The organism is Bradyrhizobium uaiense (assembly GCF_010811875.1).
GTDB classification, from domain to species: Bacteria; Pseudomonadota; Alphaproteobacteria; order Rhizobiales; family Xanthobacteraceae; genus Bradyrhizobium; species Bradyrhizobium uaiense.
This window is the reverse complement of the sequence record NZ_VKHP01000005.1, coordinates 20,607-46,276: the sequence shown is the minus strand read 5'-3', so window position 1 is coordinate 46,276 and position 25,670 is coordinate 20,607. Positions and strand designations below refer to the sequence as shown.

The window sequence follows — 25,670 nt, the reverse complement described above, 5'->3', positions numbered from 1 at the left end:
CCTGCGGACCCCTTCAGCCGCGACAACCGCCATCCATCGGGTCGGTGTGTGGACCCAGGTCGCCGACTACTCAATCATTTCGTTCGCCATCACCCGCAGTCTCGGCGTGATGACGAGACCGAGGGCCTTGGCCGTCGTCAGGTTGATCACACACTCGAACTTGCTCGGTAGCTGCACCGGCAGGTCGGCCGGCCGCGCACCGTTGAGAATGTGATCCACGTAGGACGCCGCGCGCCGGTAGACGTCGAGATTGTCGATCCCGTACGAGATCAGTCCACCGGCTAGCGCGAAAAAACGCAGCGAGTAGATGGCAGGAACGCGATGGCGCGCTGCCTCAGCAATGATCGTCGCGCGATGCGTCGTGTTGAATATATCCGGTAGCGCGATCAGGCCGCCATCGCCATTGCGGCCGATATTGCTGATGGCCTGGCTGATCTCGCCGTCATCGTAAACGTCCGCCGTCAGCGCCTCGATGCCGAGAGCGGTCGCCGCCGTCTTGATGGATTTTATGAACAGTGAGGGGGGTTCGGTGTGTGGATTGGAGAGGAGCGCGACGCGCGCGATGTGCGGAGCGATCTCGCGCAGCAGTTCAAGCCACTTGCTGCCGATTGAAGCCTCGAAATTGGCGAGGCCTGTGACGTTGCCGCCGGGCTGCGCGAGGCTGGCTACCCAGCCGCGCGTGACTGGATCGCCGTAAGTTACGAACACAATCGGGATGGTCGTCGTCGCGTCGCGCAACGCGGCGATCGCCGGCGTGCCGCTCGCCAGGACCGCGTCAGGCGCCTCCGCGACCAGCGCGGCCGCCTCGGACCGCATGCGCTGGATGTCGCCGGCTGTCCAGCGGACATCAATCCGAAGATTGGGGCCCTCCGTCCAGCCTAGCTCGGCGAGGGCCTCGCGGAACGCCGCCACGCGCGCTTGCGCCGAGGCGTCGGCTCCATCGACGCCCATCAGCACGCCGATATGGCGCGGCCGGCTGGTGGAACTCGCCGGACGCGGAAAGCCCGCGACCACCCCGGCAAGAAACGTCATGAAATCGCGGCGTTTCATTCGATCCTATCTTGGTCGCATCGTGTCGCGCGGACGACCTCACCGTCGCTCTCGCAAGATATGCTCGATCTTCGCCAGAAGGCGATCGAATTCAACCGGCTTGGTGTCGAATTCGTCGCACCCCGCGGCGAGCGCTTTCTCGCGCGCGCCGGCGAGCGCGTGGGCAGAGAGTGCGATGATCGGAATGGCGCGCGTCGCCGGATCGGTCTTGAGACGCCGCGTCGCCTCCCAGCCGTCGACCACCGGCAGCCCGAGATCCATCAGGATCAGGTCCGGCCGCTCGGCGCGCGCGACCGCGATGGCGCTCTCGCCGTCCTCGGCGACGAGCAACTGGTATGCGTCCAACAGGTTGAAGCGCATGCGGATGAGGTAGATGTTGTCCTCGTTGTCTTCGGCGTAGAGGATTTTCGGCACGGCTGTTACGGTCCTCGTCGCGCCCCAGGGCACAATATTCGCGGCAGTCGGCACCGCTGATGAGCGCGGCGCGCTGGCGCCTCCGGGTCTTTTGAGCAATCCTGAAATGTCATAAATGCCCCGAACAGCTCTGCCACGGGCTACATTTAGCAGAGCCACCCGAGCGGCGTTACAACATTTTGCGTCAGCTGGGAACCTCTGCGCAACCAACAAGCGACGCGCGAGACAGCCTCTATGTCACGCCGCGCGATATTTGAACGGCATGTCACGCCCGGACATGCTCTCGGCGATAAAGCGATCCCGCCTGATCGCCGGCGTCAGCGCGACGAAACGTCTGCCACAACCGGTCGCCGCGACCAGTCCCGCGCGCTGCGTCCTGTACGATTTTCTGCACATGGGTGCGCGATACGCCGAAACGCGCACCCATGTCCTTGTAGTCAAGCTCGACGGCGCGGCCGCCCGGCGTGCCGGCCATCAGGGCGAGCTTGAACGGCATCGCGCTCGTGGAACAGCATCATGTCCGGATTGCCGCCCAGAATCCGGGCGCCGTGCCCAGAGACGCTGATCGCCGTTCGACGCGGTGCGTGCCGAACCTCCGGATCGTATCGCATCACTTCGCCGTAGCCCGGATCGGGGAACATTCAATTGCAACGGCAGATAATTGGCGGCAAGCCAGTCCCGGTCGTGCGAGAGCATCGTTGCGGTCGGGGTTAGAAGGCGCAGGCGACCGTCGCGTTGCGAGAGGACCGATTCGAGAAGCCGTTATGGATCAGCAGCGCCACCAGACATTCGATGTGGCGCGGGCTCGGCTGCCTGCTCCTCACCGCCTGCCCCGGCGGGCAGGCGGACCGAAAAGGTCGAGCCCTTGCCGGGCTCGCTTGCGACCTTCACGTCGCCACCCATCATGCGCGCGAGCCGGCGCGTGATCGCGAGCCCGAGCCCGGTGCCGCCGTAACGGCGCGCTGTCGAGGGATCGGCCTGGCTGAAATCCTCGAACAGCCGCTCCTGCTGCTGCGCCGTCATGCCGATGCCGGTATCGGCGACCGTGAAGGTGATCCAGTCGCGCGCACCCGTCGTCACACGCCCCGCGCTCAACGTCACCTCGCCCTGTTTGGTGAACTTGCAGGCGTTGCTCAGAAGGTTGAGCAGGATCTGGCGCAGCCGCGTCGGATCGACCGTGAGCGAGCCGAGCTTCTCCGGCACGCGCAGGCTCAAGCTGTTGTTGTTCTGCTCGGCAAGCTGGCGCGCCGTGCCGAGCACGTCATCGAGCAAGCTCGCGAGATGGACGCGCTCTGGCGCGACATCGAGCTTGCCGGCCTCGATCTTGGAAAGATCGAGCACCTGGTTGATCAGCGCGAGCAGGTGCGTGCCGGCGCGATGCACCCGGCGCAGCGGCTCGGATGCCTTTTCGGTGCCGAAGTGCGCAGCGCTCGAAACCAGCATCTCGGTCAGTCCGATGATGGCGTTGAGCGGCGTGCGCAGCTCATGACTCATATTGGCGAGGAACTGGGACTTGTGCTGGCTCGCGAGCTCGAGCTGGCGGCCCTTCGCCTCGATCTCGGCGAACAGATGGGCGTTGCGGATCGCCAGAACGGATTGCGCCGCAAAGGTCTGTAACAGCTCGATCGTTTCGGCCGGAATCTGACCGGGCGCCTGCTGGTTCACCACCAATGCACCGATGAGTGTGCCGTTCGCCGGATCGTGCAACGGAATCGTCAACGGCGCAAGAATGCCGATGCGATAGAGCAGCGCGCGCACCTCCGTGTCGGGCTCGAGGTGAATGTCAACATTGAAGGGGCGGGCGTGATTGTCCTTCCCCAGGCGGCGCTGCAGGTGGCGCTCGTGGTCCGGTTGCGCGCGCAGCAGCGCGAGCTCCTCGGCGGTGATGCCGTGCGCCGCACGCAACTGAAGCTTTCGTGTTGCCGGATCGACGACATAGATTCCGCCGGATTCCATGCCGGCGAGCGAAATCGCATTCGCCAGAATGGTCGACAGCACGGTCTGCAAGTCAATCGTCGAGTTCACCGCGCGTGTCACCTCACTGAGCGCGCGCAACTCCGCGACCGAGCGTTCAAGTTCGGCGGTGCGGCTTTCGACCTTCGTCTCGAGATCCGCGTAAGACTCCTGCAGGCGGCCGGCCATGTCGTTGAACTGATCGGCGAGCGCCTCGAGCTCGTCGCCGGTCTTCACCGCGATACGTTGAGAGAGGTCGCCGGCGCCAATGCGCGCAGCGCCAAGCTGCAGCGTCTCGATCGGTCCGACCATGCGGCGCGCCAGGAACATGCCGGCCAGCGCCGCGAAGATCAGGCCGGCGAGCACGATCAAACCGAGGCGATAGAGCGCCGCGTAGAGCGGCGCATAGGCCTCGCTGATCGGCAGCTCGACGAAGACATGCCAGCCGAGCGGATTGATCGGCGCCGAGGCGGTAAGCACGATCTCACCCCGAAGGTTTTTTGCCTGGCTCAATGTGTCCGGCTGGCTGGCATCGCCGCGCGGTCCGCGCGACAGCGCCGTGCGCACCTGCGGAAGCTGCGAGACATCGATATTGCGCAGCACCTGACTGATATCGGGATGCGCGATCAGCCTTCCCTGCCAGTCCACCACATAGGCGTGGCCACCCTCTCCGACCTTGATCTGCGAGACGACGTCCCAGATCAGCTTGAGATTGACCTCGGCGATGCTCACCCCGGCGTCGCGCCGTGCACCCGCGACTGCGAGGGTCATGTAGGGTTCGGACTCGCCGCGGAAATAGACCGGCCCGTAGTAGACCTTCCGCGCGACCGTCTCGGTGAGCTTCGACTCGCGCGACAAGTCGAGCCCGCTGTCGATCACGTCCATCCCGATCCGCGAAACGCGCAGACGTTCCTTGCCGGTGGCGTCTGTCTGGGCGAGCTCGGTCACCGCAGGGACCTGCCGCAACAGCCGCAGCGCATCGAAGCGGCGTTGATCGAAGACCCCAGCAGACCAGGGCAATTGCGTTGTCCAACCGAGCTGGCCCTCAATCTCCGTGATGAACTGGCTGATCTTGCCGGCCGCGGCCGTGGCCTGCTCGCGCTGAATGCGGACCAATGCCCGGCGATGCTCGCGATAATAGGAGAGCGCATCGAACACGCCGCTGAACAGCAACGCGACGGTGACGACCGCGACGAACAGTGTTGCGTATTTAACGAACAGCCGTCTGCGGCGCGGCCGCACGGCTCCATCGAGCGACGACGTGTCCGTCGCCCCAGCAGGATCAGCGGCGCTGCGCTCTTCGCTGTGGCCCATTACTGTCATCGGGCCACCACGTTAACACGCTCGATTGCTTTGTCTTTAAAATAAGTTCCCGACGGGCCGCGCAGATCACCGCGTCGCCCGCATCTGCGCCATGTCGGCGCTCGGCTCGAGTTTTCCACCCGTCTGCCGGACCACCGCGCCGATCGCCAGGAGACCGGCCACGTGGATGCAGGCGATCGTCAGGACGACTGTCTGACAAACGGCCAATCGTTGCCGGCCCGGCAGGCATTGAATTGCGCGGCCATGGCGTTGATCCAAAATTACCGCAGATTAGCTCCGCCAGAATGGCTTGCGTACCTCTTCGGCTGCTTGCACGCGCGATACGCCGATATCGCTCAACTGGTCGTCGTCGAGTTCGCCGAGCACGCGGCGGTGATGCGCGCGATTGCTCCAGATCGTCACGGTCCGCCACGCCATGGCGAGCAGATCGACGACGCGGACGTGGTTGCGCTGCATGCGATGGTTGACGACTTCTTGCCCGACGAACGGATTGGCCATCGGCACGATGCTCCTTATGGGGTTACGGCGCAGGACAGCGCCGGGGCGACTTTCATGGGAGCAGAATGGCGCGATACGCCTCCGTAATCTTTGGGGTGTGTCTGAATTGTTATGAATTCGGGGGCGAGCAGCGCGATAGGAAAAAGTCCGATGGTGACCGCACTATGCACCACTCACGAGACTCGCTACTCGATCACCTCATCGGCCAACGTCAGCAGCGTGTCGGGGATGGTGACACCTAGCTGTCTGGCGGTCTTGAGGTTGATGATCAGCTCGAACCGGGTCGGCTGCTCGAACGGCAGGTCGCCAGGCTTCACACCTTTGAGGATCTTGTCGACGTAGGTGGCGCCGCGGCGAAAGTGCTCGCGAATGTTGGTCGCGTAGGAGAACAGACAGCCTGCGCGCGTCATCTCGCGGAAGCCGCAGGCCATCGGCATGTTGACCGTCGTCGCCGCCGCCGCCAGCCGCGGCCCGTTGCGCCAGAACATCTCAGAGTCGAGCACGATGACCGCATCGGCCGACCATTGCCGCATCGTCTCGAAGCTGGCCTTGAAGCCCTCCGGCGCGCGCACGTCGAAAACGCGCACGACGAATCCAAGGCTCCGCGCGGCCGGCAGGATCGCGTCGAGCATCAACGGCATGAGCGGGGTACCCGGCTCGCCGAGCAGGGCGAGGCGCGTCGCGCCGGGCAGGATTTCTCGCAATTGCTGCACGCGCCGAGTCGCGAGTTCCGGCGACATGGTGGCAAGGCCGGTGATCGTGCCACCCGGGTGTGCGAGGCTTTCCGCCGCGCCGACGCGCACCGGATCGCCGGCGACCGCCACCAGGATCGGCGTATCGCCGGCGACCGGCCGTGCTGCCAGGGCGACCTGCAGCGTCACCACGATGATGATGTCGACCTTGGCGCGGATCAGCTCTTCGGTGCAGCCCGGCACGGCGCTGAGGTCGCGCCAATAGGCACGCGTCTCGAACACCCAGTTCTTCCCTTCTTCCCAGCCGAGTTCGCGCATGCCCCCGCGAAAATACTGGGCGAAATCCGAGTTCACCGCCGGGAAAGGCAGCAACAGGCCGAGCCGCGCGACCTTTCCGCTCTGCTGTGCGCGCGCAAGCGAGGGAGCGGCGACGACACCGATAAGGGCGGCGATGAAATCCCGTCGCCTCATTCGATGACCTTGTCGACCAGCACGGTTTCCGGCACTTCAAGCCCAAGCGTTGCCGGGATGCGCCGCAGCGCCAGCATTGCGATGTCGTCGGAGCGCGGCGCTTCGCGCACGAAAGCTGCCAGATCGGCCGCGACCGCCGCGACCATGGCCGAGCTCGTGGATGCGACCCCCGCCAATGCGGCCTCGAGCCGCGCCTCGCCAAGCGGCTCGTCAACGGCGTTGACGGCCTCGGTCACGCCATCGGTGTAGAGAAACAACCCCTCGCCGGGCGCGAGCTCCGCGTGCGCGGTCCGATACGCAACGCTCGGCTCGACGCCGAGCACGAGGCCGGCCGCCTCCACAAGCGGCGTGATGTTGCGGCCGGCGATGCGGTACGGCGGATTGTGCCCGGCATTGCAATAGCTGAGCATGCCGCCCGGCGACAGCACGCCGAAGAACAGCGTGACGAACATGACCGCGTCATTGCCGTCGCAAAGCTCCGCATTGACCCGCGTGATGATCGCGGCCGGATCGGGGGGCTCCTCGCGCGCGGTCAGCTCGGTGACGACACGGATCAGGCTCTTCGTTCGCGCCATGAACAGCGCCGCCGGCATCCCCTTGCCGGAAACGTCGCCGATAAAGAAGCACAAGTCTCCGTTCGGCGCGCGGAACACGTCGTAGAGGTCGCCGCCGACCTCGAGCGCCGGCGCGATGCTGGCATGAATGTCCCACGGAAACGCCGCACCGGGCGCGGGAAAGGATTGCGGCACCATGCCCATCTGCAGCGCACGCGCGGCGTCGAGCTCGCGCTCGAGCCGCGCCAGATGCGCACGCATCTGATCGCGCAGCCGCTTCTTTTCCAGGCTCGCGCCGAGCCGCGCGCGCAACAGCACCTTGTTGAACGGCTTGGTCAGGTAATCGACGGCGCCGAGCTCGATGCAGCTCACGACGTTTTCAATCTCGTTCTGCGCCGAGATCATGATGACCGGCAGATGATGCAGCCACCCCTTGGCCTTGAGCCAGGCGAGCACGCCGAAGCCGTCGAGGCGCGGCATCATGACGTCGAGCAGCACCAGATCGAACGGCTCGGCTTCGAGTAGCGCCACCGCTTCCTCGCCATCATTCGCCGTGACGACGTGCTGGTAGCCCTCGAGGTCGAGATACATGGTCAGCGTGTAGCGATTGTCGTCATTGTCATCGACGACGAGGATGCGCGGGCCAGGTGTCGTTACAGGTGCGGTCATAATTCTTCAGTGCTGGAAGTGGATGGCGGGGAGGGCCCCCTCCGCCCTGCAGAGGGCTCGGACGGCTGGCGGCTTGCCGGCAATGCCGTAGATCAGATTGCTGGGCCGCACCATGTCCTCCCGGGTATCAGCAGGGCTCCGCCCAGGCCAGCCCTTCCTCGCGCGTGCCGCAGATGGCAAAGACCGTCGTGAAATGCGCGATTTCGAACAATCGTCGCAGCTCCGGGGACAAGCCGCAGATCACTATCCTGCCGTTCGTCTTGTGCATCAGCTTGTGGGCGAGCAGCATAGCGCGAAAGCCGGCGCTGCTGACATAGATGATGTTGCAAAGATCGATGACCACGCTGCGACAGCCGGCCCGGATCAAGGCGACGATCTGGTCGCCAAAGCCTTCTGCGCTCGCGGTGTCGATCCGCCCGTGCGGCGCCAGGACGGCGACGCCCTCAGTAGGAGGTGGCGTCATCGAGTTCGGCTGCCGCTCATACGAACGCGCCGGCAAGCGCTTGATCATGCGCAGCAGGTTCTTGCCATTGCGGCGGTCATAGCAGACGGTGTCCATCAGGCTCTTGATGATGTGTATGCCGATTCCCCCGACCTGACGCTGCGCCAGGTCCGCGGTGAGATCCGGGAGCGGAGCCTGTAGCGGATCGAACGCCTGGCCTTCGTCCTCGACCTCGATGCACACCTCGCCGTTCTGGCAGGCGAGGCGAACCACGATCGTGCCGCTCGCCGGGTTGTCGTAGCCGTGGACCACGATATTGCTGAGCGTCTCGTCGAGCGCGATCTGGATGTCGTTGACGACCGTACCCGGCAGGCAGTTCTCGGTTCCGAATTGCTCGGTAAGCGCCACGATCCTGCGCAATTCCGCCTGGCGGCTTTCGATGCGAGTTTCACAATGCAGCATCAGGCTCGTTTCCGGGACGTGGGCCAGCTCAGCCGAAAGGTGTGGCTTCGTCAACCAATGACATGTCCAAATGCGAGCTCCGGCCGGGAAACCGGCAGGCCCGAGCGGTTCGCGTCGCCCGTACTGTAGGCTCCGCGCGCGCGTTGGGCGTTGGCTGACGTATGAAAAGTTATGAATCCCCATGAAAACCTACCCCCGCGACGGCCGGCTCATGCTACCACCACAACAGCGGGAATCGGTTTTGGGGCAATGGATATCAGGTTCGAAGACCTGCCGGGACAAGGAAGCAAGGTCGTGCTCTCCGGTCGGCTCGACTCCTCCGGCGCAATCGAGATCGAGCTGCCGTTCAACGCCGTTGCGACCGAAAAGCGCGCCGTTGTGGTCGACCTGTCGGGCGTGACGATACTGTCATCCTCCGGCGTGCGTTTGCTGCTGGTCGGCGCCAAACTTTGCGCCGCCAAGGGCGGAAAACTCGTCATCCTGTGCCCGCAGGCCGATGTGGCTAAAGTGCTACGCATCGCACGCTTCGATGCGCTCGCGCCGATCGTCACGAGCGAGAGCGCCGCGCTCTCGGCGCTCGGCTCAGACCTGGTCTGATGGCGCAGCACGCAATAAGCTTCGTGTTCGGTCCATTCCGGCTGCTCGCCGCGCGGCACGAATTGCTGGCGCAGGGCGTGCCGGTCACGATCGGACAGCGCGCGCTCGACGTGCTGCTCGCGCTGGTGCGCCGCCACGGCGAGCTCGTCACCAAGGACGAGTTGATGAGCGCGGTGTGGCCCGGCCTCGTGGTCGAAGAGAACAATCTCGCGGTGCACATCTCGGCGCTACGCAAGATTCTCGGGAAGACCGAGGACGGCAAGAGTTACCTGCAGACGGTCGCAGGCCGCGGCTATCGGTTCGTGGCGCCGGTCACGCAGGAAGATGTTGCGCGCGCTGTCGTGCCACCGGTCGTGCCCGTCGAGCCGAAAGACGCTCCGCACAATCTGCCGCAACTGCTGACCCGCCTGATCGGTCGCAGCGACGAGCTTGGCGTTCTGCAAGAACACCTCAAGCGCCATCGCCTCGTCACGCTGACCGGCGCTGGCGGCGTCGGCAAGACACGACTGGCGATCGAGACCGGCCGGCAGGCGCTGCCCGCCTATCCTGACGGTGTCTGGTTCGTCGACCTAGCGCCGATCCGCGGCCTCGTTGCCGCACTGGTCGCCGAGGTGCTTGGTCTCGGCCATGCGAGTGGCAGTGCAGGTTCTCTCGCGGCCGTGCTCAAGGGGCAACAGCGCCTCATCATCCTTGACAATTGCGAGCACGTGATTGCCGAGAGCGCCGCGCTCGTCGAGACGCTGATCCGGACCTGCCCTGAACTCTCGATCCTGGCCACGAGTCGCGAGCGCCTCGCGATCGCGGGCGAGAACGTGTTTCGGGTTCCCTCACTGCCGACGCCGGACGCGACCGACGCCCTAACGGCGCAGGCGGCGCAGCGCTTCGGCGCGGTAGAGATGTTCGTCGAGCGCGCCGCCGCGCTCGGCGAAGGCTTCGCGCTGACCAACCAGAACGCCGCCATCGTTGCGGCAATTTGCCGGCGCATCGACGGCATTCCGCTGGCGATCGAGCTTGCGGCGCCGCGCCTGCGCGTGCTGTCCGAGCGGCAGCTTGCGAGTGGGCTCGACGAGCGCTTCGGGTTGCTCACCGGCCGCAGCCGTACCGCGGTGCCGCGGCACCAGACCCTGCAGGCACTGATCGCATGGAGCTACGAGCTATTGGATCGCACCGAGCAGCAGATGCTGCGGCGCTTTGCGGTCTGCGCCGGCCCGACCTCGCTCGCCTCGATCGTGGCAGTCGCCGAGCCCGACGCCGCGCACGCTGACGTGCTCGACCTCGTGATCTCGCTGGTCGAGAAATCGCTGATTCTACCGGACCGAAGCCACGACGAAACGCGCTACCGGATGCCCGAGTCGACGCGCTACTTCGCGCTCGATCGGCTTGCCGCCGAAGAGCAGCATGACCGGCATCGGCGGCACGCGCGCTATTTCGCTGAGCGGTTCGCGCAGGCGACCCGAGCCTTCGAGACGTCGGCGTCCGAACTCTGGCTGGCGCGCTACGGCGCCGATGTCGACAATCTGCGCACCGCGCTCACCTTTGCGTTCGGTCCGGACGGCAGCCGCGACATCGCGCTCGACCTCGTCGGCTGCAGTCATGTGATCTGGTCCGAGCTCGGGCTGATGCTGGAGCACCGGCATTGGGTCGAGCGCGCCCGCGCATGCGTCACCGCGGACACGCCGCCGCTGACGCAGGCGCGGCTGTTGTCGTGGCAATCCGGTGACGTGAAGGACGCCGACGATCCGAGCGACATCGACGACGCGCTCAGCGCCGCTTCCCTCTATCGCGGACTCGGAGACGCGTTTCACGAGGGCAAGATGCTGATGCGAGCCGGCGCGGGCCGCCTGATGCAGGACAGCGCGCAGACGAGCACGCCCGCGGACCACGATAGCGGCGAGGCGCTGCTGCGGACGGCGCGCGCCTTGCTCGCGCCATCCGGTGACACAAAGGCGCTTGCCCAATGCGTCTCGGCGCTCGCTTCCGCGCGCCTGTTTGCCGATGACATGGGGCAGGCGCAGGCGCTGCACCGTGAGGCTCTCGCGATCACGCAGCGCCTTGCGGAGACGGAGGCCGTGGCAGCGTCGGACGGGTCCAGCGGGTTGAGGACGTGAACGAGACGACGCGACCGGCACCGACCGTCAGCGAATCCTCGGGCGATTGATCGCGCGGGACCTGCACGTCGACCGAAAGCGCGCGACGCGTGGGCAGCCGATCTGATTGAAGGCCCCGCGCGCCACGGCGCCACGACGTCGACCTGCCAAACCGATGGGGGGCCGGCGTCTTTCAAAGAAATTTGCGCTCTGTCATCACAACCGTGTTGCCGAGGGGCGGCACAGCGACGCTCACCGAGCCGAAAGGACAGACATGTCGACATCACAGTTCGCCAAAATTTCGATTGCCGCCGTGCTGTTGCTTGGCACGGCCGTTCTCGCGGCTTCCCCGATCGCAAGGGCGCAGGACCAGGTTGATCCCAACCAGCTGCGTGCCGCGCAAGAGGCCGAGGAGGAGTTCAGCGACGATCAGCGCGCGATGCAAGCCGACGCCGAGGACAATGATCCGGCGAACGCCAACCGGCTGATGATCATGGATGCCAATGGCCGGCCCTACATGTATGACGGCGTCCGGGACGGCTTCACCTGCCGCGCGCGCCGCGTCCCGGTGCGCCGCATGTACCGCAGGATGACACGCTGCGGTTTCGGGCAGGACACGATGAATGCCTTCATCTCGCGCCCGACTGCCTACATGAATTCGGGCGCGTTCATCAATCCGCAGTACGGCGGCGCCTTCCCGCAGCAGCAGGGGTTCGACCCCGGCGCCTTCCGCTCGCAGGACTCCGAGGAAACCTTCAGCGACGATCAGCGCGCGATGCTGGCCGACAGTGAGGACAACGAGCCCGCCAACGAGAGCCGCATGATGCTGTTCGACGCGTCGGGACGCCCGCTCGCGTTCAATTCTCGGCCCGCCGGAATGTGGTGCCGTGTGGTGCGTGTCCCGAGCCGTGCGATCTATCGCCGGACGATCTCCTGCGGTCGTTAGCCATCGCTTTCCCCATTTCGCCGCCATCGGCGGCATCCATCAGGCGGCGAGTTACGGCCTTCGCGTAACCCGTCGCCTTTTCTGTTTGCTGCCCTCCTGCTCTGATCGCTGGCTCAACCGGTTAGCGCTGAGCCCTGGTCGTATCCCGCCGGAGCCTCCACCCAAGCCACGCCCCAGCCGAAGACACGCGCCGGCGAGGGCGGCGGCGCGCAACCGGATTCGATTTTCGACAACATCGGCAACTTCTTTTCGAAGGACTTGCCCCATGTGATGGAGCACAACGCTGCGCCGGTCGCGAAGTGGATTGGCAGGGATGTCCTCCTCGGCCAGCCGAGTAAGGACGCTCTGAACGGCATGATCAACGCGCTTACCACCCGCAAAGACCATAACGGCGAGGACCAGACGAAGTCGAAATAGCAGCTCTTCGGACGGCGGATTCGCGCACGCAATCCGCCGCGGCTACGGCTTCGACCTGCTCATGGAACGAGATGACGATGCTTTCCGTCATCTCGCTTTTGTCTTTCCGCCGATTTGACGTTATCGCACCTGGCGCGTGTTGCTGATTGTGGTGCGCCGCGCCCACCCCTTGCGATGCATGCCGCTCAGGGAACTACGCGGTAGCGCAGCGACGCCATCGACCAGTTCGTGTTCGGCGGCCTCTGCGGACCAGCCCCCGGCGCCGCGGGCGCGGCAGGTACCAGATTGAGATCGCGCGCGATCAGCTCGTCGGCGATGCGTCCGATATATTCGACCGCATCCTCCGGCTCGCCGAGCGCACGCGGCATCGGCGGGACGTCGACCGATGTGACCGGCTTGTCGGCGAGCACCGCGATCAGCGTACCCTGGCCGACCGGCGGGTCGATCATGTAGGTGAAGCCTGCGAACTGGTCCGGAATCTGGAACGGTACTCCCGCGCGCAGTTGATTTCCGCCGCTGCCCGGACTGGAGAGCGACTGCTTGTTCGGGAAGATCTGCGTCACCTTCCCATCCGGCGTCGCGTCGAACAGCACCAGATAGCCGCTGCGGCTCGAATCAACCCGGATTTGCGCCGACTGCCCGATGCGCAACGTCGTCCCGGGCGCAACGCCGATGCGCAGGTTGGCCTCGTTCGAATGCGCGATCGAGGTTTGCACAGCGACCGGCACGGCGGCCGGAGCGACGGCGTCGGCAGCCGTGAACACGTCACTGCCGGTCTGCTGCTTGATCCAGCCGGAGAAAGCCGACACGCGCGAGTAGACGCCGGGCCGTCCGGCGCGGGCGCAGCCGAGCCCCCAGCTCACCACGCCTATCTGTATATAGTGGCCCTGTTCGTCCTTGGTGACCAAGGGTCCGCCGCTGTCGCCCTGACAGGCGTCCTTGCCGCCCTCCGCATAGCCCGCGCAGATGGTGCGGCGGTCGATACCGCGCCCGCGGTCACCTTGATAGGCCTGCCGGCAGGCCACGTGATCGATCAGCGGCAGGTCGACCTGCATCATCGACTCGGTGAGATAGAGGTTCTCCTGACCGTCCGGGATCGGCTGGCGCGTGTCGGAATCCATCCACACTTTCTTCTCGCGATCGAAATAGCGCGACTTCAACAGGCCCCATCCGGTGACCGTGCTGAGCCGCCCCTCGGTTTCGATCGGCGACGGCAAGCGCGCGAGCTTCGAGGGCTTGGAGCGCGCCGGGGTCGCGAGTTGCACCAGCGCGACGTCGTTTTCGTGCGACTCCGCATCGTAGCCCTCGTGCACGATCATGCGCTGCACCTTCAGGGACCGGCCGCGATCCGCCGGCACCGTGCCGCCCGGCAGACTGCGCGCGATCATGTTGGTCTGCTCGACCACGAGCACGTCGTCTGGGCCGAGCCGGCCGCCGGCAAAGCAATGCCCGGCGGTCAAGACCCAATGCGACGCGATCACCGATCCGCCGCAGAAGAATGTGAACACTCCATCGGAGGCGCGGCGCTGGAAAAAGGCGATCTGCCATGGCCAGGCATTGTTTTCGGCGGGATTGCCGCCGACCACGCGCATGCTCTCCTCGTAGTCGTCGTCGTTAGCCGTGGGGACAGCGCTTTGTGCGCGCAGCGGCAAGGGCAGCACCAGGATGATGAGACCGACGAGCGCCGCGATTTGCTTGAGAGACATGAGTTCTCGCCTCACTTCAGGGAGTGGTAAACAACCCGACCATTCCGATCTTTGCACCTGGCGCGCGCTTGATCTCCTGCTCGAGGAGCTCGACGACCCGTGCCGGGTTCTTCTTGCCGTCGAGATGATGGAGCGCATCAAGCAGCGTCGGCGAAGGCTGCTCGGACACGAACGCCACGACCGTGTCGCCGCCGAACGGCTCGCTCACGGTCAAGGGAAGCCGCCATGTCCCCTTCGGAAATGCGTCGTTCTCTCCGACACGCGGGAACAGCATTTGGACCGTGCCGTTGCCGCTGATATTGAGGACGACCACGAAACGGCCGCGCACACCGTCGGCCTCGAACGCGACGCTTTCGCCATTGCGGTGCACCGCATTGTTCGGTTGCAGCACGATTGTCTGCGGTCGCGCTTCCGCCAGCTTCTGCAGCGCACTGAGCGCGCGCGTGCGGTCGACGATGCCGGGAAGATCGCGTTCGGGTGCGCCCAGCACAATGATGCTGCCGGTATCGCTCACGACGTCGCCGGAACGGCTATCCCAGATGAGTTCGGCCGGCTCACGGTCGCCGACGATCTTGAACGGCGTCGTCACCGGCGTGACCAGCGCAACCGCTTCGCGCGGGCCACCGGCGAAACGGATGCGAACCGGCACGTCCTTCCAGGGCAGCAGCGCGTTGCCGGCCGCCGGCGCCGCAGCGAGCAGCCTGAAGGCCGGTGCCTCGATCAGCGCGGCCGAACGTAGCGGCTCGGCCGTGATGACCTGGCGCTGCTCGGAATATTGCGAAACGAGCTGTCGCGCATACTCGAACAGCCGCTTGCGGTTGACCACGCCGCCTTCGATCAGCGCCGGCGCCGTGCCCTCGATCGCGCGAGCTACCGCGTAGCTCAACGCGCCGCGCAAGGTCGGCTGGCCGGAGATGCGGACTTCCGGCGCCTTGGAATTCTTGTCGACGGCGCCGAGGAAGGTGAGCTTCTCGAAGTTCGTCTCATCGAGCATGGCTTCTGCAGGGGTGTTGATCGGCTGCAACTCGTCCGCTTCGATACGCAGGATACTCGCCTGGCGGTAGCTGATGTCGGTCGCGCGCTCATCGACGCTGCGGACGAGCCCGCCACCGTGGCAGGTATCGGCGACGAAAAGCGTAAACACACCACGCTGCTCGAGGCGCTGCAGCAGGGCATGGAGCTCCTTGTCGATGATACGCTCGGCCGTTCCCGGCCCGGCTGATTCAAAGCCGGGCAGAACGAATACCTCGTCCATGCCGTCCGGGTTCGATCCAGGGGTGCGTTCGGGCAACTGCGCGCCGTGACCCGCGAAGCTGATGAAGACGAGATCGCCGGGTTTCGCATTGGCGGTCATCTGCTGCAGCGCCCCCATGACGCTCTGCCGCGTGGCCTGGCGGTCGAGCAGTACCGTCAGGTCGCTCACACCCGCCTTGCGCAATGCGCCGGCGAGATCGCTCGCATCCGCGACCGCCCCCTTGAGGTGGCGCTCCGCGACATAGTCATCGGCCCCTATGACGAGCGCACGCACCGGGCCGCCGGTGGGGCTCTGCAATGTGGCGGCGTCGGCAATCCCCGCCTGCAGTCCGATCAGGAGACCGGCGGTGCTGCTCAATTTCAGCCAAGACACCGTGCCTCTAGCCCGCGCGCCCAACTGTGAACCAGCCGGCACTAGCGCCGCCGCCATTCGACGCGCCGGTTGAGCGCGTTGATGTCTTCCTGCGTGAGCGAGCCGGGATCGACCACGCGCAGCGGCTGGCGCTTGCCCATCGCCACGCCCTGGATCGGTTGCGACACGCCGGCCTCGCGCAGCGCGCGCTCGACCGCCTTCAGCCGCTCCGCGGACAGGCGCATATTGTATTCGTCCGAACCAACGGCATCTGTATGCCCGACCAGGATGATTTGCGCCGGATGCTGCTGCTGAATTGCCGAAAGAAGCTCGTTCACGGCCTGCTGCCCGATCGGCGAGAGCTGTGCGGAATTGAAATCGAAGCGGATCGGCAGCGGAATCGAGACCGGATGGAAGCCGCGAACGTCCTCCGACATCACACCTCCGACGCTGCCGTCGCGATGATCCTTCGCGGAAGCGACGAACACCGAGCCGGGCGCCTGCTCGTTCGCGGCCAGAAGGCGCGCTTGCGTGGCGCGGTCGAGGATCTCATTGATCAGCTCGGGAGCCGGCGCATGCGGCGTCTTGGTCGCGTCCTTGATGATTTCGATTGCGCGCATGTAGGTGCCCGCCGCATCGGCAAAACGCCGTTGCTCGAAGCGCTGCGCGCCGAGCACGGCTGCGGCCTTCCACGAGACTTGCGGCTTGTCGGCATCGACGGTCAGCGCCTCGCGCTGCGGCGAATTGGCGGGCAGCGCCTCGGCAATGACAAGCTCGAGCGCCGCACGGGTGTTCTGCACCTGGATCAGCGACGCACCGCACACGGCGTCGCCCGCGATCGCACTCTCGGCCTTCTTGGCATCCTCCAGCGAGCGCGCCTGCACCGCGGTATTGAAGCGCGCAAGCAAGCTTGTGCAATCCGCCGCTCTCACGGTTTCGCCATAGATCGTCCCGGCGAGACCGATGCCGACCAGGGCGCCCATAACCATGGAAGGTTTTGGCATTGTGATTCTCCGGCCGCCCCTCTGCTCGGTCAAGGCTGGATGGTCAGATTGACAGACGTGATCGAGGTGCCGCTCGGCAGGCGACGCGAGACATTCAGGAGGTCGGTACGCAGCCCTTCGAGCGACGGCATCGCGGTGAAGATGTTGGTCTGGTCAGGCGCGACGACGGTTGCCGGAGTCGCGTCGGTCGAGCAGACCGCGATCAGCGTGGATGTGCCGACCGGCCCGCGCGCATCGATCACGGTCGAGGCGGAACCTCCCGAGACCACCGTCAGCTGTCCGGCCGGAATCGCGTTGCCGGTCGCGTTCTTGTTGGGAAACACCTGGCGCGCCTGGCCGTTCGCCGCCACGTCGAACACCGTCAGCGAGCAGGCGGTCTGGGTCGTCGCTGCGAAGGTGATGCGCTCGCCGACGCGGTAGGTCTGCTTGTCCGTCGCAACTGCGAGCAGCAGCGTGTTGTTCATCTGCGGCACCAGTCCGGCCTGCGCGGTCGGAGCTGGCGCCAGAGCCACGGCGGCCTGCGCGACTTGAGCCGGTGGCGCAGGCGGCAGCGCGGCGACCGGCGTCGCCTGCGCGACCGTGCGCAGGACCAGATTCTGCTGCGCGAACTTGCCTCCCTGCGCCGACGCGGCCGCGACGGTAAGGTTGCGCATCAGATCTTCGACGCTCGCCTCGACGCTGCGAAATGCCCCGGTGCCGCTCAGTTGGTTCGCGGCGACGAAGCCGTTCGGCTGCGACGTGGCGACCACCTTGATCAGCTCAGACCCGAAGGGCGGGCCAACGACGATCTGCGCGCTGCTCGGCGAGGCCGGAACCTGCAGCGGGGCGTTGGCGCGCACCAGGGACTGCGGCTGGCTTTCGTTTGGGAACAACTGCGTCACCTTGCCCGTCGGGCCGACGGTGACGATCGTCACATAGGCGTCCTCGCTGGTGCGAACCGAAAGCTGGACGTGCTCGCCATTCGCATACAGCCCGCTGGGGCGGTCGAAGCTCGCCTCGAGCTGGATCGTGTTGCTGGGGCCCGTCGCGTTGTAGGCTTGAACCTGCTGCACGCTGAGCTGGCGCTCGGTGCCCTGACCGAGCTGGGGTTGCGCAGCTGCCGGACCAACCGTCAAGGCGACAGCCACGAGTGCAAAGAGGACAGGCTTGGACATGGGATCTCCTGGTCGGGGCGATTCGATCCTCGATCGTGTTCCAGCTCGCAGCTTGCCAGAACCCGTTCGACAACCTGCGAGGATGCGTTCGGTGTGGTGCGAGCCCTGCGACGTCGAGCCCGCACAACCTGTGCAGCCTTAGAGGAAAGCCCGGAATGTGAGAAGGCGCGGACCCCTTCCCCTGCTCACCACGATTAAGTACACCTCCCATTGAATTGGAGGCCACCGCCATGCACCTTACGTCCACCCCTGATAATGGATAGCAAGCCGACGATCATGGGCACGGAGCTCGATGCCGATCTCAATCTCCTGGAACGGATGCGCCACGCGCGGGCGCAGCTGAACGAGGAGATTTGCGCGGCAAGCGTCGACCAGAGCGCCGATGTGTTGAACGCGCTGCGGCTCGAGTCCTCCTATCACCTTTGCGAGTTCTTCTTTCTCCTCAAGGCGAATGGTTTCTACGACACCGACGACATCCACGCGCTTGCCGACATGCACAATCGCTATCTCGCCGAAGTGCTCAAGGACGAGGAGAAGATGCGGCGCATGAATCTGACCTCGGAACGCCTGCTGCAGGCGATCTTCACCGGCGACACGATGCCTCGCCTGCTTGACGTCTGGCGCAGCTCGCGCGGCAGCCTCGATCAGAGCAATCTTGCCCGCTTCCTGGTTACGATCATGTCGACCGAGACGTGCCGCAAGTTGGTCGTCGCCTTCACGAAGGCGGGGTTCCTGGAACGCATCCGCACGCCGCATGGGACCGTGGTGATCCGCTCGAAAGGGATCGTCGAGGCGATGTTCGGCGCATCGATTCGACAGCTGCGATTGGAACTCCAGCCCGGAATGTCCGCATGACCGTGCTGACCCCTGCGCCGGTTCGGCCGCCGGCCCCTCGGGCACCAAAATGTTTGGAGGCACGCTGGGCCGCGGGCCATACCTCCTATGCTATGACCCGACGGCCGCGCGGGAGAGCGGGTTCGACGACATGCATCGCCTAAGGCGCCTGGTAGCAGTCCTGTTCGGTCTGCTGGCTCTCTCGGTCGCACCGGCCGAGGCGAAGCGCGTTGCGCTCGTCGTCGGAATCAACAGCTACGACAATCTCAAGTCCGATCAGCAGCTGCACAAGGCAGTCAACGACGCACGTGCGGTTGCCGCGACGCTAAAGGATGTCGGATTTCAGGTGGTCCAAGCCGAGAACGCAACCCGCAGCGATTTCCTGCGCACCTGGCAGCGCTTCCTCGACTCGGTGCAGCCCGGCGATGTGACCACGATCTATTTCGCCGGCCATGGCATCGAGCTCAACGGCGTGAACTTCATTTTGACCCGCGATGTTCCACGCCCTGACGATGGCGAGGAACTGATGCGCGGGAATGCGATCCGTGTGGGATCGTTGATGGAACGGCTGCGCGAGCAGAACCCACAGGTCGCGATCTGGATCATCGATGCCTGCCGCGATAGCCCTTTTGCGGGGCCGGGAGTGACGCGCGGCGTCGGCTCGACCCGCGGGCTCAAGCGCGAAGATCCTCCCAAGGGCACGCTGGTGATGATGTCGGCGGGCAGCGGTCAAGGCGCGCTCGACGCGCTTTCCGACGCCGACGCCAATCCGAATTCGGTTTACACGCGCACCTTGCTGCCGCTCCTGAAGGAGCCCGGTCTCGAGGTTACTGACCTCGCCAAGCGCCTGCGGACCGATGTCGAGGCCTTGGCGTCAACGATCGGGCGTGACCAGCGGCCGGCGTTTTATCACGAATTGTCGGGCGACTTCTTCCTGGTGCCGCCAAGTGGTCCGCGCCCATCCGTCAGCGCGCCCTCGTCGGGCGTGAGCGAGGCTGCGGCGGCCTGGGCAAGCGTAAAGGACACGTCCGATCGCAATCTGCTCGAGGCCTTCGTGCGCCAGTTCCCCGGCACCTTCTACGCCGGACTAGCGCAGGCGAGGCTCGATACGGCGGCGAAGCCGCAAGCCGTAGCAACCGTCATCGCATCGCTGCCGGCGGCCTCGGCGGCTGCGCCGACGGCCATTCTGGTGCCGCAGCCGCCGGCGGCGATCAGCCCGGCACTCGTGCCGTCACGCCGCAAGCCGCCAAGCGCGATGGAGTCGGCGCAGGCGTGGATCGAGGCGAAGGACTCGAATGACGTGACCGCACTCGAGCGCTTTATCAGCGTGCACGGCGAGAGCATCTATGCGGCCCCGGCGCGCGAGCGGCTCGAAGCCGCGCGCCGGCGCCAGGCTGCGGCTACCCCGCAAGGCCCTGCATCCCCCGCCTCGCCGGCGCGGCCGTCGAACGCGGCCGAGGTCGCAAAGGCCTGGGTCGCCGTCAAGGATGCGACCGAGCCGCAAATGCTCGAAGCGTTCCTGCAGCTTTATGGCGACAGCATCTATGCGGCACAGGCGCGTCAGAGGATCGCCGATCTGCACGACAGCACCGAGCGTATGCAAGTCGCAGCGCTGCCGGTGCAGTTCCCGATCGCCCCGTTTGCTCTCAAGCCGGGAGGTGCGTTCCGCGATTGTGCCAGGTGTCCCGAGATGGTGGTGGTGCCCGCCGGTAGCTTCACCATGGGGTCACCCAAGAGCGAGGCCGGGCGGGCGAGCAACGAGGGCACCGAGCGCTCCGTGTCGATCAAGGCTTTCGCGGTCGGCAAGTTCGCGGTCACCTTCGACGAATGGGACGCCTGTGTCGCCGCGGGCGGCTGCGACGGGTATCGTCCGGCCGATCAGAACGGCCGGCGCGGTCGCTATCCGGTCGTCAACGTCTCGTGGAAGGACGCCAAACGGTACGTAGCATGGCTCGCCAGGACGACCGGCAAGCCGTATCGGCTGCTCTCCGAGGCCGAGCGCGAATATGTGGCGCGCGGCGGCACCACCACGCCCTTCTGGTTCGGCGCCAGCATCACACCGCGGCAGGCGAACTATAACGGCTCGATCCAGTATGCGAATGGCGAGAAAGGCGAGTTTCGCAATCGCTCGCTGCCGGTCGACTTCTTCGCCGCCAATCCGTTCGGGCTCTATCAGGTGCACGGCAACGTCTATGAGTGGACTGAGGACTGCTGGCGCCCTTCCGATGCGGGCTCACCGAGTGACGGCTCGGCGCGCATGGAGGCTGATTGCGCCGCGCACGCACTGCGCGGCGGCTCGCTCCGCGACGGGCCGGATGCACTGCGCTCCGCCGCGCGCAGTGGCTTTGCAACCGAGAATCGCACCGAGAATGTCGGGTTCCGGATCGCACGCGGCTTGTAAGCCGCATCAAATCCCGAGATTGCCGTCCTTTGCGGCGGCATAGCGCGCACCGACGGCAGTCCAGTTCACCACGTTCCACCAGGCCTTAAGGTAGTCGGCGCGGCGGTTCTGATAGGTGAGGTAATAGGCGTGCTCCCACACGTCGTTGCCGACAAGCGCGCGGCGGCCTTCCATCAGTGGCGTGTCCTGATTGGGCTTGGTCACGATCGCGAGCTTGCCGTCGGCATCGGCCGTGACGAACACCCAACCCGAGCCGAAGATGCGCAACCCGGCGGCGTTGAACTCCTCCTGCAGCTTCGCAAGCCCGCCGAAGTCCCGCTCGATCGCAGCCGAAAGCTCAGGCTCGGGCGCCGTGCCGGGCGGACCCATCACTTGCCAGAACATCGTGTGGTTGGCGTGGCTGCCGGCATTGTTGCGAACCGCATTGCGGATCGCCTCGGGGAGCTCGCCGAGCCGGAACAGCAACTGCTCGAGTCGCATCGCGGCGACCGCCGGATAGTCCTTGACGGCCGCGTTGAGCGCGCTCACCGCCGCCCCGTGATGGCGGTCGTGATGAAGCTCAATCGTCTCCGCATCAATGTGTGGCTCGAGCGCCTTGGCCGGATAGGGGAGCGGCGCAAGCTGAAAAGGTGCTGCGCCTTGCGCGAAAGCGCGCCCGCGAGGAACGCTTACGGCGGCGGCAGCCGCCTGAGAAAGGAGAGCACGGCGCGTGAGCTTGGGCATTTCTAGTCTCACTTTTTTGCGCCGAGCTGAATCCCGGCGCCCTGGCGCCTGCTATTTCGGCAGAACGCGAAATTCGATGCGGCGGTTCTTGGCGCGGTGCTCCTCGCTATCGTTCGCGGCGATCGGGCGCGTGTCGCCGTAACCGGTCGACTCGATCCGGGTTGCCGGCACCCCATGCTGCACGAGATAACCCACCACGGCGCTGGCGCGATTGGTCGAGAGCGACCGATTGGCCTCCCTGCCGCCGACCGAGTCGGTATGTCCGGTGACCTCGACCCGCGCACTCGGGCAGCGGTTCGCAATGTCGGCGACGCTGTTGAGCAGGGGCTCGCTGCTGTGATCGAGCTCCGCGCTGCCGATCTTGAAGTAGATCGCCTGCGTGGTCGAGATGACGCTGAAGCGGGTTTCGCAGGCCTCCGTGGAGATCGTCGCCGTCTCCTCGGCGCGCACGCGCCTCTGCGTCTCCGCGCGAGCCGCCTCGATCGCCGGGATCTTCTCGCCGGTTTCGAACACGAGATCGAAGCTGATCGAGGTCGCCGCCACGATCGGAATGCCGCCGACCGCTTCGGACAGCTTGGCGATGCCGGCGGTCAGGTTGAAGTCCTCTGCCGTGACGATGATCGGCTCGGCCGAGGTGACCGAGACCGATTGGTCGGTGATACGCGTCACCGTCACGGGCGCCTCGAACTCGCGCTCGACGCCGTGCAGACTGAGCTTGAACTTGAGCGGGTAGGCGATTCGGATCTGCGAGGTCAGATCCTGCAGCTTCTGCATGTCGAGCTTGGCGGTAATCTCTGCCTGCGGAAACTTGAACGTTTCAAACAGCAGGTAGCGCATGCGCACATCGCGCACGTCGATATTGGACTTGACCGAGATCAGATCGATCTTCAGCGTGGCGTCGCCGTTGCGGCGCACGCTGCCGTCGAGTCCGGTGAAGCGCTGGGTCTCGATGGTGGTGTTGTTCTTCGCCGTCTGCATGTAGAAATGCGACGCGTTCGCGTTCAGCAGCCACTCCTGCTGCGCGTTGGCTGTCGCCGTGCCGACGAGCGGCAATGCGATCGCCATCATCAGCGTTGCAAGTTGTCGACGCATGGGCTTGATCCTCGCTTTGCACGTGCCGGCGCCGTCCTGCAGCACGGCGCGATTGACGCTCACTGACACCCCGATTTCGCCCAGCGCATCAGCGCGGCCTTGTAGGCGCCGCCGTAGGGATGGGGATGGCGCAGCGCCGAGCGCGGGTTTTTCGCGTATGAGGCACCCTGCTCGCACAGCGCCTGCCGGTCCCACTGATGACAGGACTGGCAGTTTTTCTTCCAGACTTCCTCGGGAAGCCCTTCGATCGGCGGAAATTGCGGAATGCCGCGCGCGAGTTGCTCGATGGACTGACCCTGCACCGGGAACGGACCTTCGGGAATCGGCTGTGTGAAGCGCAGTGTATCATCGGCCGGAGCTGCGGCGATCGCCGGCGCCGGCGCGGGAGGCGGAGCCCCGGTCGCGACCGCCGCCTCGGCAGGCGACATCTCCTGCAGCAACCGCGGGTTGGTCCAACCTTCGACCGCCGCGCGCTCGTTTGGCTTTGGATATTTTTGCGCGATGTAGACCCACTCGCGATCGCCGGCCTTTTCGGTGCGCGTGACGCAGACCACCTCACCGCTGTCGAGTACGTCGATGAAAACGGCATCGCCGCGCGGCTCTTTGCTGATATTCAGGCTGCCGGCCTGGACCTTGTAATAGCGGCACGCCTGGTCCTGCGCGCTCGCGGTCCACCCCCAGAACGCCACGCTGGAGCCGGCCGCAAGACTGATCGCAAGACAGAGAGCGAAGCTCGGGATGCGCATCCTGTTGTCCTCGGGCGCTCGTCCCTAGCGGGCGGCTCGCAAGCTCGAGACGATAAAGATGGCACCCTCGCGAGCAGCGGAGGGGCGCGAATACGGATTGCTGTGAATGAGCCGGAGAAATCGGAGGCAACGGTCGGCGTCCGCGGGACCCGACAGGCTCCGATTCGAGGTTGCGAAGCGCTCGGACTCGAAGTCCGTCTGCAGCACGGCCGGCGCATGGATCCTGGCTTGCGAAGCTGTGCTCTTGGGAACCGACGGCATGGCTTGTCTCCCTCGGCGCTGGATTCGCGCGGATCAGGCCGCGACTATGCGAACCGCGGGGTCTTAACGCTTTGGCGCCCAGATGAAACGTTGTGAAGATTTCTGAATTGAGGGCGAGTGACGCGCCGGATCGAACGTCCGTGACGATGCAACCGGGTTTCGCCAGGCACATCGTTGCGACTTGCAAACGGCTTGAAGGTCTTCCGCTTGCCGGCGAACCGCAGACGGTGTTAGCAGCCGTCACGGCCACCCACTAACGTGACGGCGAGGATCGGTTCGATGCCCGCCGCTGTCGATGAACGTCAGTCAGGAGCTCACGATGCTGGTGACGTATGAGGAAGGTGGCAAAGTCGTCACCATCACGGGTTGGCGCAAATGGCTGATCGTTGCGGCGGCGATGGTCGTTGTGACCGTTATCCTGACGGCCGTTGTCGCGCTTCTGTTCGGTATCGCGCTCACATTGGCATTCGTTCTGCTGATCGCAGCGCCGCTGGTATGTGCGCTTGGGTTGATCGCGTACGCGGTGCGGCCGATGTGGTGCGGCACGCCGTAGCCCGGCTCGCTTTGTCACGCGCGGCGAAGAAAAACCAGACGCGTCATGATTTCCTTCGCTCCGGGTCGCCAGTTATCGTCTGCACGGTCCGGGCGTGACGGCCTGCGGCGGCGCCTGCGTTGAAGCGGAACCACCCTCAATAGTGCGGCATGGCTCGAGCGCCGGCCGTTCGGACTCGTCCTGTTCCGACCGGGAGGTCGGAGCGCGACCATTATCATTGGGGTCTACGAGATGCGGACCAGAGTCAATCGGCAGCTCCCTGACCCGCTGCGTCGATTGGGCGAAGACAGGAGCCGTGAGCGGGACCGCGGAAACAATGACAAGCGCCAACAATTCGCAGGCCAAGCCCTTTTTCATATTATCGGTCTCGCGGTTCAGGAACACCATCACCCTGTCGCGCCGTGACTGTTGGGCGCAGGATCAGCACACGCTGGGGCCACACTCCTCCCATCGGACACAGCGCATGACGCCATCTTCATCGCGCTCCCACGCGATGCACTCGCGCCGCGCCAGGATCGCGCCCGGGAGACGGGGCGGCGACTTCGCGCCCGCCGGCAGCGCGTGCCCATGCGACGGCACAATCAGCAGCGCAGCAAGGAGCGTGAGCGAACAAAAGGCGGACTTCAAAATGCGCGGCATGGCGTTGTCTCCCCGATGTTGCGCCGATCTGGATTCCTGCGGTTCGATCTCAAGCGGTCTCATTCATCAGGCTTGCCGTTATCCACGGCCGGGGGATCCGGCGGCCGCCCCGGTTGCGCCTGGTCGACCTCGGCTTGCGGGACAAACAACTTCGCCCCCTCGGTGATATCCGAGAAGCTTGTCTTGCCGCTGAACAGATCCTTGAATCCGTCAGCCATGTTGCTGAACATGTCGCGCGTCTGCGCTTTCGAAGGTTCGCCGGCCTGCGGATTTCGTCCGATCGGCGCGGCTGCCGTTTCGGCGGGCGCAGCCGGCTTTTCCATCGGATCAGCGTGTGCGGCACCGGTCGAGATCATGACTGTCGCCAGCAACACCA

At 65.4% G+C, this 25,670-nt stretch carries 24 protein-coding genes; 6 read left to right on the top strand and 18 right to left on the bottom strand.

Annotation, left to right across the window (positions count from 1 at the left end; all coding sequences use genetic code 11):
• Positions 1-66 precede the first annotated feature (66 nt).
• The 9 genes from FNJ47_RS02365 to FNJ47_RS02325 form a co-directional block, all read right to left on the bottom strand.
• The gene (locus FNJ47_RS02365) at positions 67-1,014 is read right to left on the bottom strand and encodes an ABC transporter substrate binding protein (protein ID WP_163150260.1); all 948 of its coding nucleotides are present in this window, start codon (positions 1,012-1,014) and stop codon (positions 67-69) included.
• A 75-nt stretch (positions 1,015-1,089) separates the two neighbouring features.
• Positions 1,090-1,497 (bottom strand): response regulator, encoded by a 408-nt coding sequence (locus tag FNJ47_RS02360; protein WP_430649344.1) that lies wholly within the window; start codon positions 1,495-1,497, stop codon positions 1,090-1,092.
• Between the two features lie 232 nt (positions 1,498-1,729).
• Positions 1,730-1,960 (bottom strand): hypothetical protein, encoded by a 231-nt coding sequence (locus tag FNJ47_RS02355; RefSeq protein WP_163150258.1) that lies wholly within the window; start codon positions 1,958-1,960, stop codon positions 1,730-1,732.
• 266 nt (positions 1,961-2,226) lie between these two features.
• Positions 2,227-4,740, bottom strand: coding sequence for a sensor histidine kinase (locus tag FNJ47_RS02350; protein WP_163150256.1), 2,514 nt, complete (start codon positions 4,738-4,740; stop codon positions 2,227-2,229).
• A 66-nt stretch (positions 4,741-4,806) separates the two neighbouring features.
• A complete protein-coding gene (locus tag FNJ47_RS54600) occupies positions 4,807-4,947 on the bottom strand; it encodes a hypothetical protein (protein ID WP_163150253.1) in 141 nt (46 codons plus the stop codon).
• Positions 4,948-5,010: 63 nt separating this feature from the next.
• Positions 5,011-5,157, bottom strand: coding sequence for a DUF1127 domain-containing protein (locus tag FNJ47_RS54595; RefSeq protein WP_430649346.1), 147 nt, complete (start codon positions 5,155-5,157; stop codon positions 5,011-5,013).
• 266 nt (positions 5,158-5,423) lie between these two features.
• On the bottom strand, positions 5,424-6,401 hold the full coding sequence (locus FNJ47_RS02335) for an ABC transporter substrate-binding protein (RefSeq protein WP_163150228.1): 978 nt from the start codon (positions 6,399-6,401) through the stop codon (positions 5,424-5,426).
• Positions 6,398-7,624, bottom strand: coding sequence for a PP2C family protein-serine/threonine phosphatase (locus FNJ47_RS02330; protein ID WP_163150225.1), 1,227 nt, complete (start codon positions 7,622-7,624; stop codon positions 6,398-6,400). Before FNJ47_RS02330 ends, FNJ47_RS02335 begins: the two co-directional genes overlap by 4 nt.
• Positions 7,625-7,751: 127 nt before the next feature.
• On the bottom strand, positions 7,752-8,711 hold the full coding sequence (locus FNJ47_RS02325; protein ID WP_163150222.1) for an anti-sigma factor antagonist: 960 nt from the start codon (positions 8,709-8,711) through the stop codon (positions 7,752-7,754).
• Here FNJ47_RS02325 and FNJ47_RS02320 point away from each other — a divergent pair.
• From FNJ47_RS02320 to FNJ47_RS02310, 3 genes are all read left to right on the top strand, one after another.
• The gene (locus FNJ47_RS02320; protein ID WP_163150219.1) at positions 8,700-9,125 is read left to right on the top strand and encodes an STAS domain-containing protein; all 426 of its coding nucleotides are present in this window, start codon (positions 8,700-8,702) and stop codon (positions 9,123-9,125) included. The genes FNJ47_RS02325 and FNJ47_RS02320 overlap by 12 nt on opposite strands.
• Entirely contained in the window at positions 9,125-11,233 is a 2,109-nt protein-coding gene (locus FNJ47_RS02315; RefSeq protein ID WP_163150216.1) for an ATP-binding protein, read from the top strand. The genes FNJ47_RS02320 and FNJ47_RS02315 overlap by 1 nt, the downstream gene beginning before the upstream one ends.
• Positions 11,234-11,486: 253 nt before the next feature.
• Positions 11,487-12,158, top strand: coding sequence for a hypothetical protein (locus tag FNJ47_RS02310; protein ID WP_163150213.1), 672 nt, complete (start codon positions 11,487-11,489; stop codon positions 12,156-12,158).
• A gap of 602 nt (positions 12,159-12,760) precedes the next feature.
• Here FNJ47_RS02310 and FNJ47_RS02305 read toward each other — a convergent pair.
• Genes FNJ47_RS02305 through FNJ47_RS02290 form a run of 4 tightly spaced genes read right to left on the bottom strand, consistent with a single transcriptional unit; the run spans position 12,761 to position 18,045 of the window.
• Complete coding sequence (locus FNJ47_RS02305; RefSeq protein WP_163150210.1) at positions 12,761-14,281, bottom strand: trypsin-like serine protease; 1,521 nt, start codon at positions 14,279-14,281, stop codon at positions 12,761-12,763.
• Positions 14,282-14,297: 16 nt separating this feature from the next.
• On the bottom strand, positions 14,298-15,908 hold the full coding sequence (locus FNJ47_RS02300; RefSeq protein WP_163150207.1) for a caspase family protein: 1,611 nt from the start codon (positions 15,906-15,908) through the stop codon (positions 14,298-14,300).
• A gap of 41 nt (positions 15,909-15,949) precedes the next feature.
• The gene (locus FNJ47_RS02295) at positions 15,950-16,891 is read right to left on the bottom strand and encodes an OmpA family protein (RefSeq protein WP_163150204.1); all 942 of its coding nucleotides are present in this window, start codon (positions 16,889-16,891) and stop codon (positions 15,950-15,952) included.
• Between the two features lie 29 nt (positions 16,892-16,920).
• The gene (locus FNJ47_RS02290; protein WP_163150201.1) at positions 16,921-18,045 is read right to left on the bottom strand and encodes a DUF4384 domain-containing protein; all 1,125 of its coding nucleotides are present in this window, start codon (positions 18,043-18,045) and stop codon (positions 16,921-16,923) included.
• Positions 18,046-18,321: 276 nt separating this feature from the next.
• On the opposite strand from FNJ47_RS02290, the gene FNJ47_RS02285 reads away from it, so the two are divergent.
• On the top strand, positions 18,322-18,900 hold the full coding sequence (locus tag FNJ47_RS02285) for a hypothetical protein (RefSeq protein WP_163150198.1): 579 nt from the start codon (positions 18,322-18,324) through the stop codon (positions 18,898-18,900).
• 130 nt (positions 18,901-19,030) lie between these two features.
• Positions 19,031-21,280 (top strand): SUMF1/EgtB/PvdO family nonheme iron enzyme, encoded by a 2,250-nt coding sequence (locus FNJ47_RS02280; RefSeq protein ID WP_163150195.1) that lies wholly within the window; start codon positions 19,031-19,033, stop codon positions 21,278-21,280.
• 6 nt (positions 21,281-21,286) lie between these two features.
• On the opposite strand, the gene FNJ47_RS02275 is transcribed toward FNJ47_RS02280, so the two are convergent.
• From FNJ47_RS02275 to FNJ47_RS02265, 3 genes are read right to left on the bottom strand one after another with little or no spacing between them, the layout of a single operon-like run.
• On the bottom strand, positions 21,287-22,003 hold the full coding sequence (locus FNJ47_RS02275) for a superoxide dismutase (protein ID WP_163150192.1): 717 nt from the start codon (positions 22,001-22,003) through the stop codon (positions 21,287-21,289).
• 51 nt (positions 22,004-22,054) lie between these two features.
• Complete coding sequence (locus tag FNJ47_RS02270; protein WP_163150189.1) at positions 22,055-23,095, bottom strand: OmpA family protein; 1,041 nt, start codon at positions 23,093-23,095, stop codon at positions 22,055-22,057.
• 59 nt (positions 23,096-23,154) lie between these two features.
• Positions 23,155-23,841: a hypothetical protein gene (locus tag FNJ47_RS02265; RefSeq protein ID WP_163150186.1), complete on the bottom strand. Its 687-nt coding sequence runs from the start codon at positions 23,839-23,841 to the stop codon at positions 23,155-23,157.
• A gap of 580 nt (positions 23,842-24,421) precedes the next feature.
• On the opposite strand from FNJ47_RS02265, the gene FNJ47_RS02260 reads away from it, so the two are divergent.
• Positions 24,422-24,655 carry a hypothetical protein gene (locus FNJ47_RS02260; protein ID WP_163150151.1) on the top strand — a complete coding sequence of 78 codons (234 nt, stop codon included), beginning with the start codon at positions 24,422-24,424 and terminating at the stop codon, positions 24,653-24,655.
• Positions 24,656-25,075: 420 nt separating this feature from the next.
• Here FNJ47_RS02260 and FNJ47_RS02255 read toward each other — a convergent pair whose 3' ends face one another.
• Both FNJ47_RS02255 and FNJ47_RS02250 read right to left on the bottom strand, forming a co-directional pair.
• A complete protein-coding gene (locus tag FNJ47_RS02255) occupies positions 25,076-25,294 on the bottom strand; it encodes a hypothetical protein (protein ID WP_163150183.1) in 219 nt (72 codons plus the stop codon).
• 59 nt (positions 25,295-25,353) lie between these two features.
• Positions 25,354-25,650 carry a hypothetical protein gene (locus tag FNJ47_RS02250; RefSeq protein WP_163150180.1) on the bottom strand — a complete coding sequence of 99 codons (297 nt, stop codon included), beginning with the start codon at positions 25,648-25,650 and terminating at the stop codon, positions 25,354-25,356.
• Positions 25,651-25,670 lie beyond the last annotated feature (20 nt).

Bases quoted from the DNA above. Each gene is read 5' to 3' on its own strand.
- FNJ47_RS02335 (WP_163150228.1), bottom strand. From the start codon at position 6,401: ATGAGGCGACGGGATTTCATCGCCGCCCTTATCGGTGTCGTCGCCGCT.
- FNJ47_RS02280 (WP_163150195.1), top strand. From the start codon at position 19,031: ATGCATCGCCTAAGGCGCCTGGTAGCAGTCCTGTTCGGTCTGCTGGCT.
- FNJ47_RS02255 (WP_163150183.1), bottom strand. From the start codon at position 25,294: ATGCCGCGCATTTTGAAGTCCGCCTTTTGTTCGCTCACGCTCCTTGCT.
- FNJ47_RS54595 (WP_430649346.1), bottom strand. From the start codon at position 5,157: ATGGCGTGGCGGACCGTGACGATCTGGAGCAATCGCGCGCATCACCGC.
- FNJ47_RS02260 (WP_163150151.1), top strand. From the start codon at position 24,422: ATGCTGGTGACGTATGAGGAAGGTGGCAAAGTCGTCACCATCACGGGT.
- FNJ47_RS02330 (WP_163150225.1), bottom strand. From the start codon at position 7,624: ATGACCGCACCTGTAACGACACCTGGCCCGCGCATCCTCGTCGTCGAT.
- FNJ47_RS02295 (WP_163150204.1), bottom strand. From the start codon at position 16,891: ATGCCAAAACCTTCCATGGTTATGGGCGCCCTGGTCGGCATCGGTCTC.
- FNJ47_RS02355 (WP_163150258.1), bottom strand. From the start codon at position 1,960: ATGCCGTTCAAGCTCGCCCTGATGGCCGGCACGCCGGGCGGCCGCGCC.
- FNJ47_RS02285 (WP_163150198.1), top strand. From the start codon at position 18,322: ATGGGCACGGAGCTCGATGCCGATCTCAATCTCCTGGAACGGATGCGC.
- FNJ47_RS02350 (WP_163150256.1), bottom strand. From the start codon at position 4,740: ATGACAGTAATGGGCCACAGCGAAGAGCGCAGCGCCGCTGATCCTGCT.
- FNJ47_RS02290 (WP_163150201.1), bottom strand. From the start codon at position 18,045: ATGTCCAAGCCTGTCCTCTTTGCACTCGTGGCTGTCGCCTTGACGGTT.
- FNJ47_RS02250 (WP_163150180.1), bottom strand. From the start codon at position 25,650: ATGATCTCGACCGGTGCCGCACACGCTGATCCGATGGAAAAGCCGGCT.
- FNJ47_RS02270 (WP_163150189.1), bottom strand. From the start codon at position 23,095: ATGCGTCGACAACTTGCAACGCTGATGATGGCGATCGCATTGCCGCTC.
- FNJ47_RS02265 (WP_163150186.1), bottom strand. From the start codon at position 23,841: ATGCGCATCCCGAGCTTCGCTCTCTGTCTTGCGATCAGTCTTGCGGCC.
- FNJ47_RS02310 (WP_163150213.1), top strand. From the start codon at position 11,487: ATGTCGACATCACAGTTCGCCAAAATTTCGATTGCCGCCGTGCTGTTG.
- FNJ47_RS02320 (WP_163150219.1), top strand. From the start codon at position 8,700: ATGAATCCCCATGAAAACCTACCCCCGCGACGGCCGGCTCATGCTACC.
- FNJ47_RS02325 (WP_163150222.1), bottom strand. From the start codon at position 8,711: ATGGGGATTCATAACTTTTCATACGTCAGCCAACGCCCAACGCGCGCG.
- FNJ47_RS02305 (WP_163150210.1), bottom strand. From the start codon at position 14,281: ATGTCTCTCAAGCAAATCGCGGCGCTCGTCGGTCTCATCATCCTGGTG.
- FNJ47_RS02275 (WP_163150192.1), bottom strand. From the start codon at position 22,003: ATGCCCAAGCTCACGCGCCGTGCTCTCCTTTCTCAGGCGGCTGCCGCC.
- FNJ47_RS02315 (WP_163150216.1), top strand. From the start codon at position 9,125: ATGGCGCAGCACGCAATAAGCTTCGTGTTCGGTCCATTCCGGCTGCTC.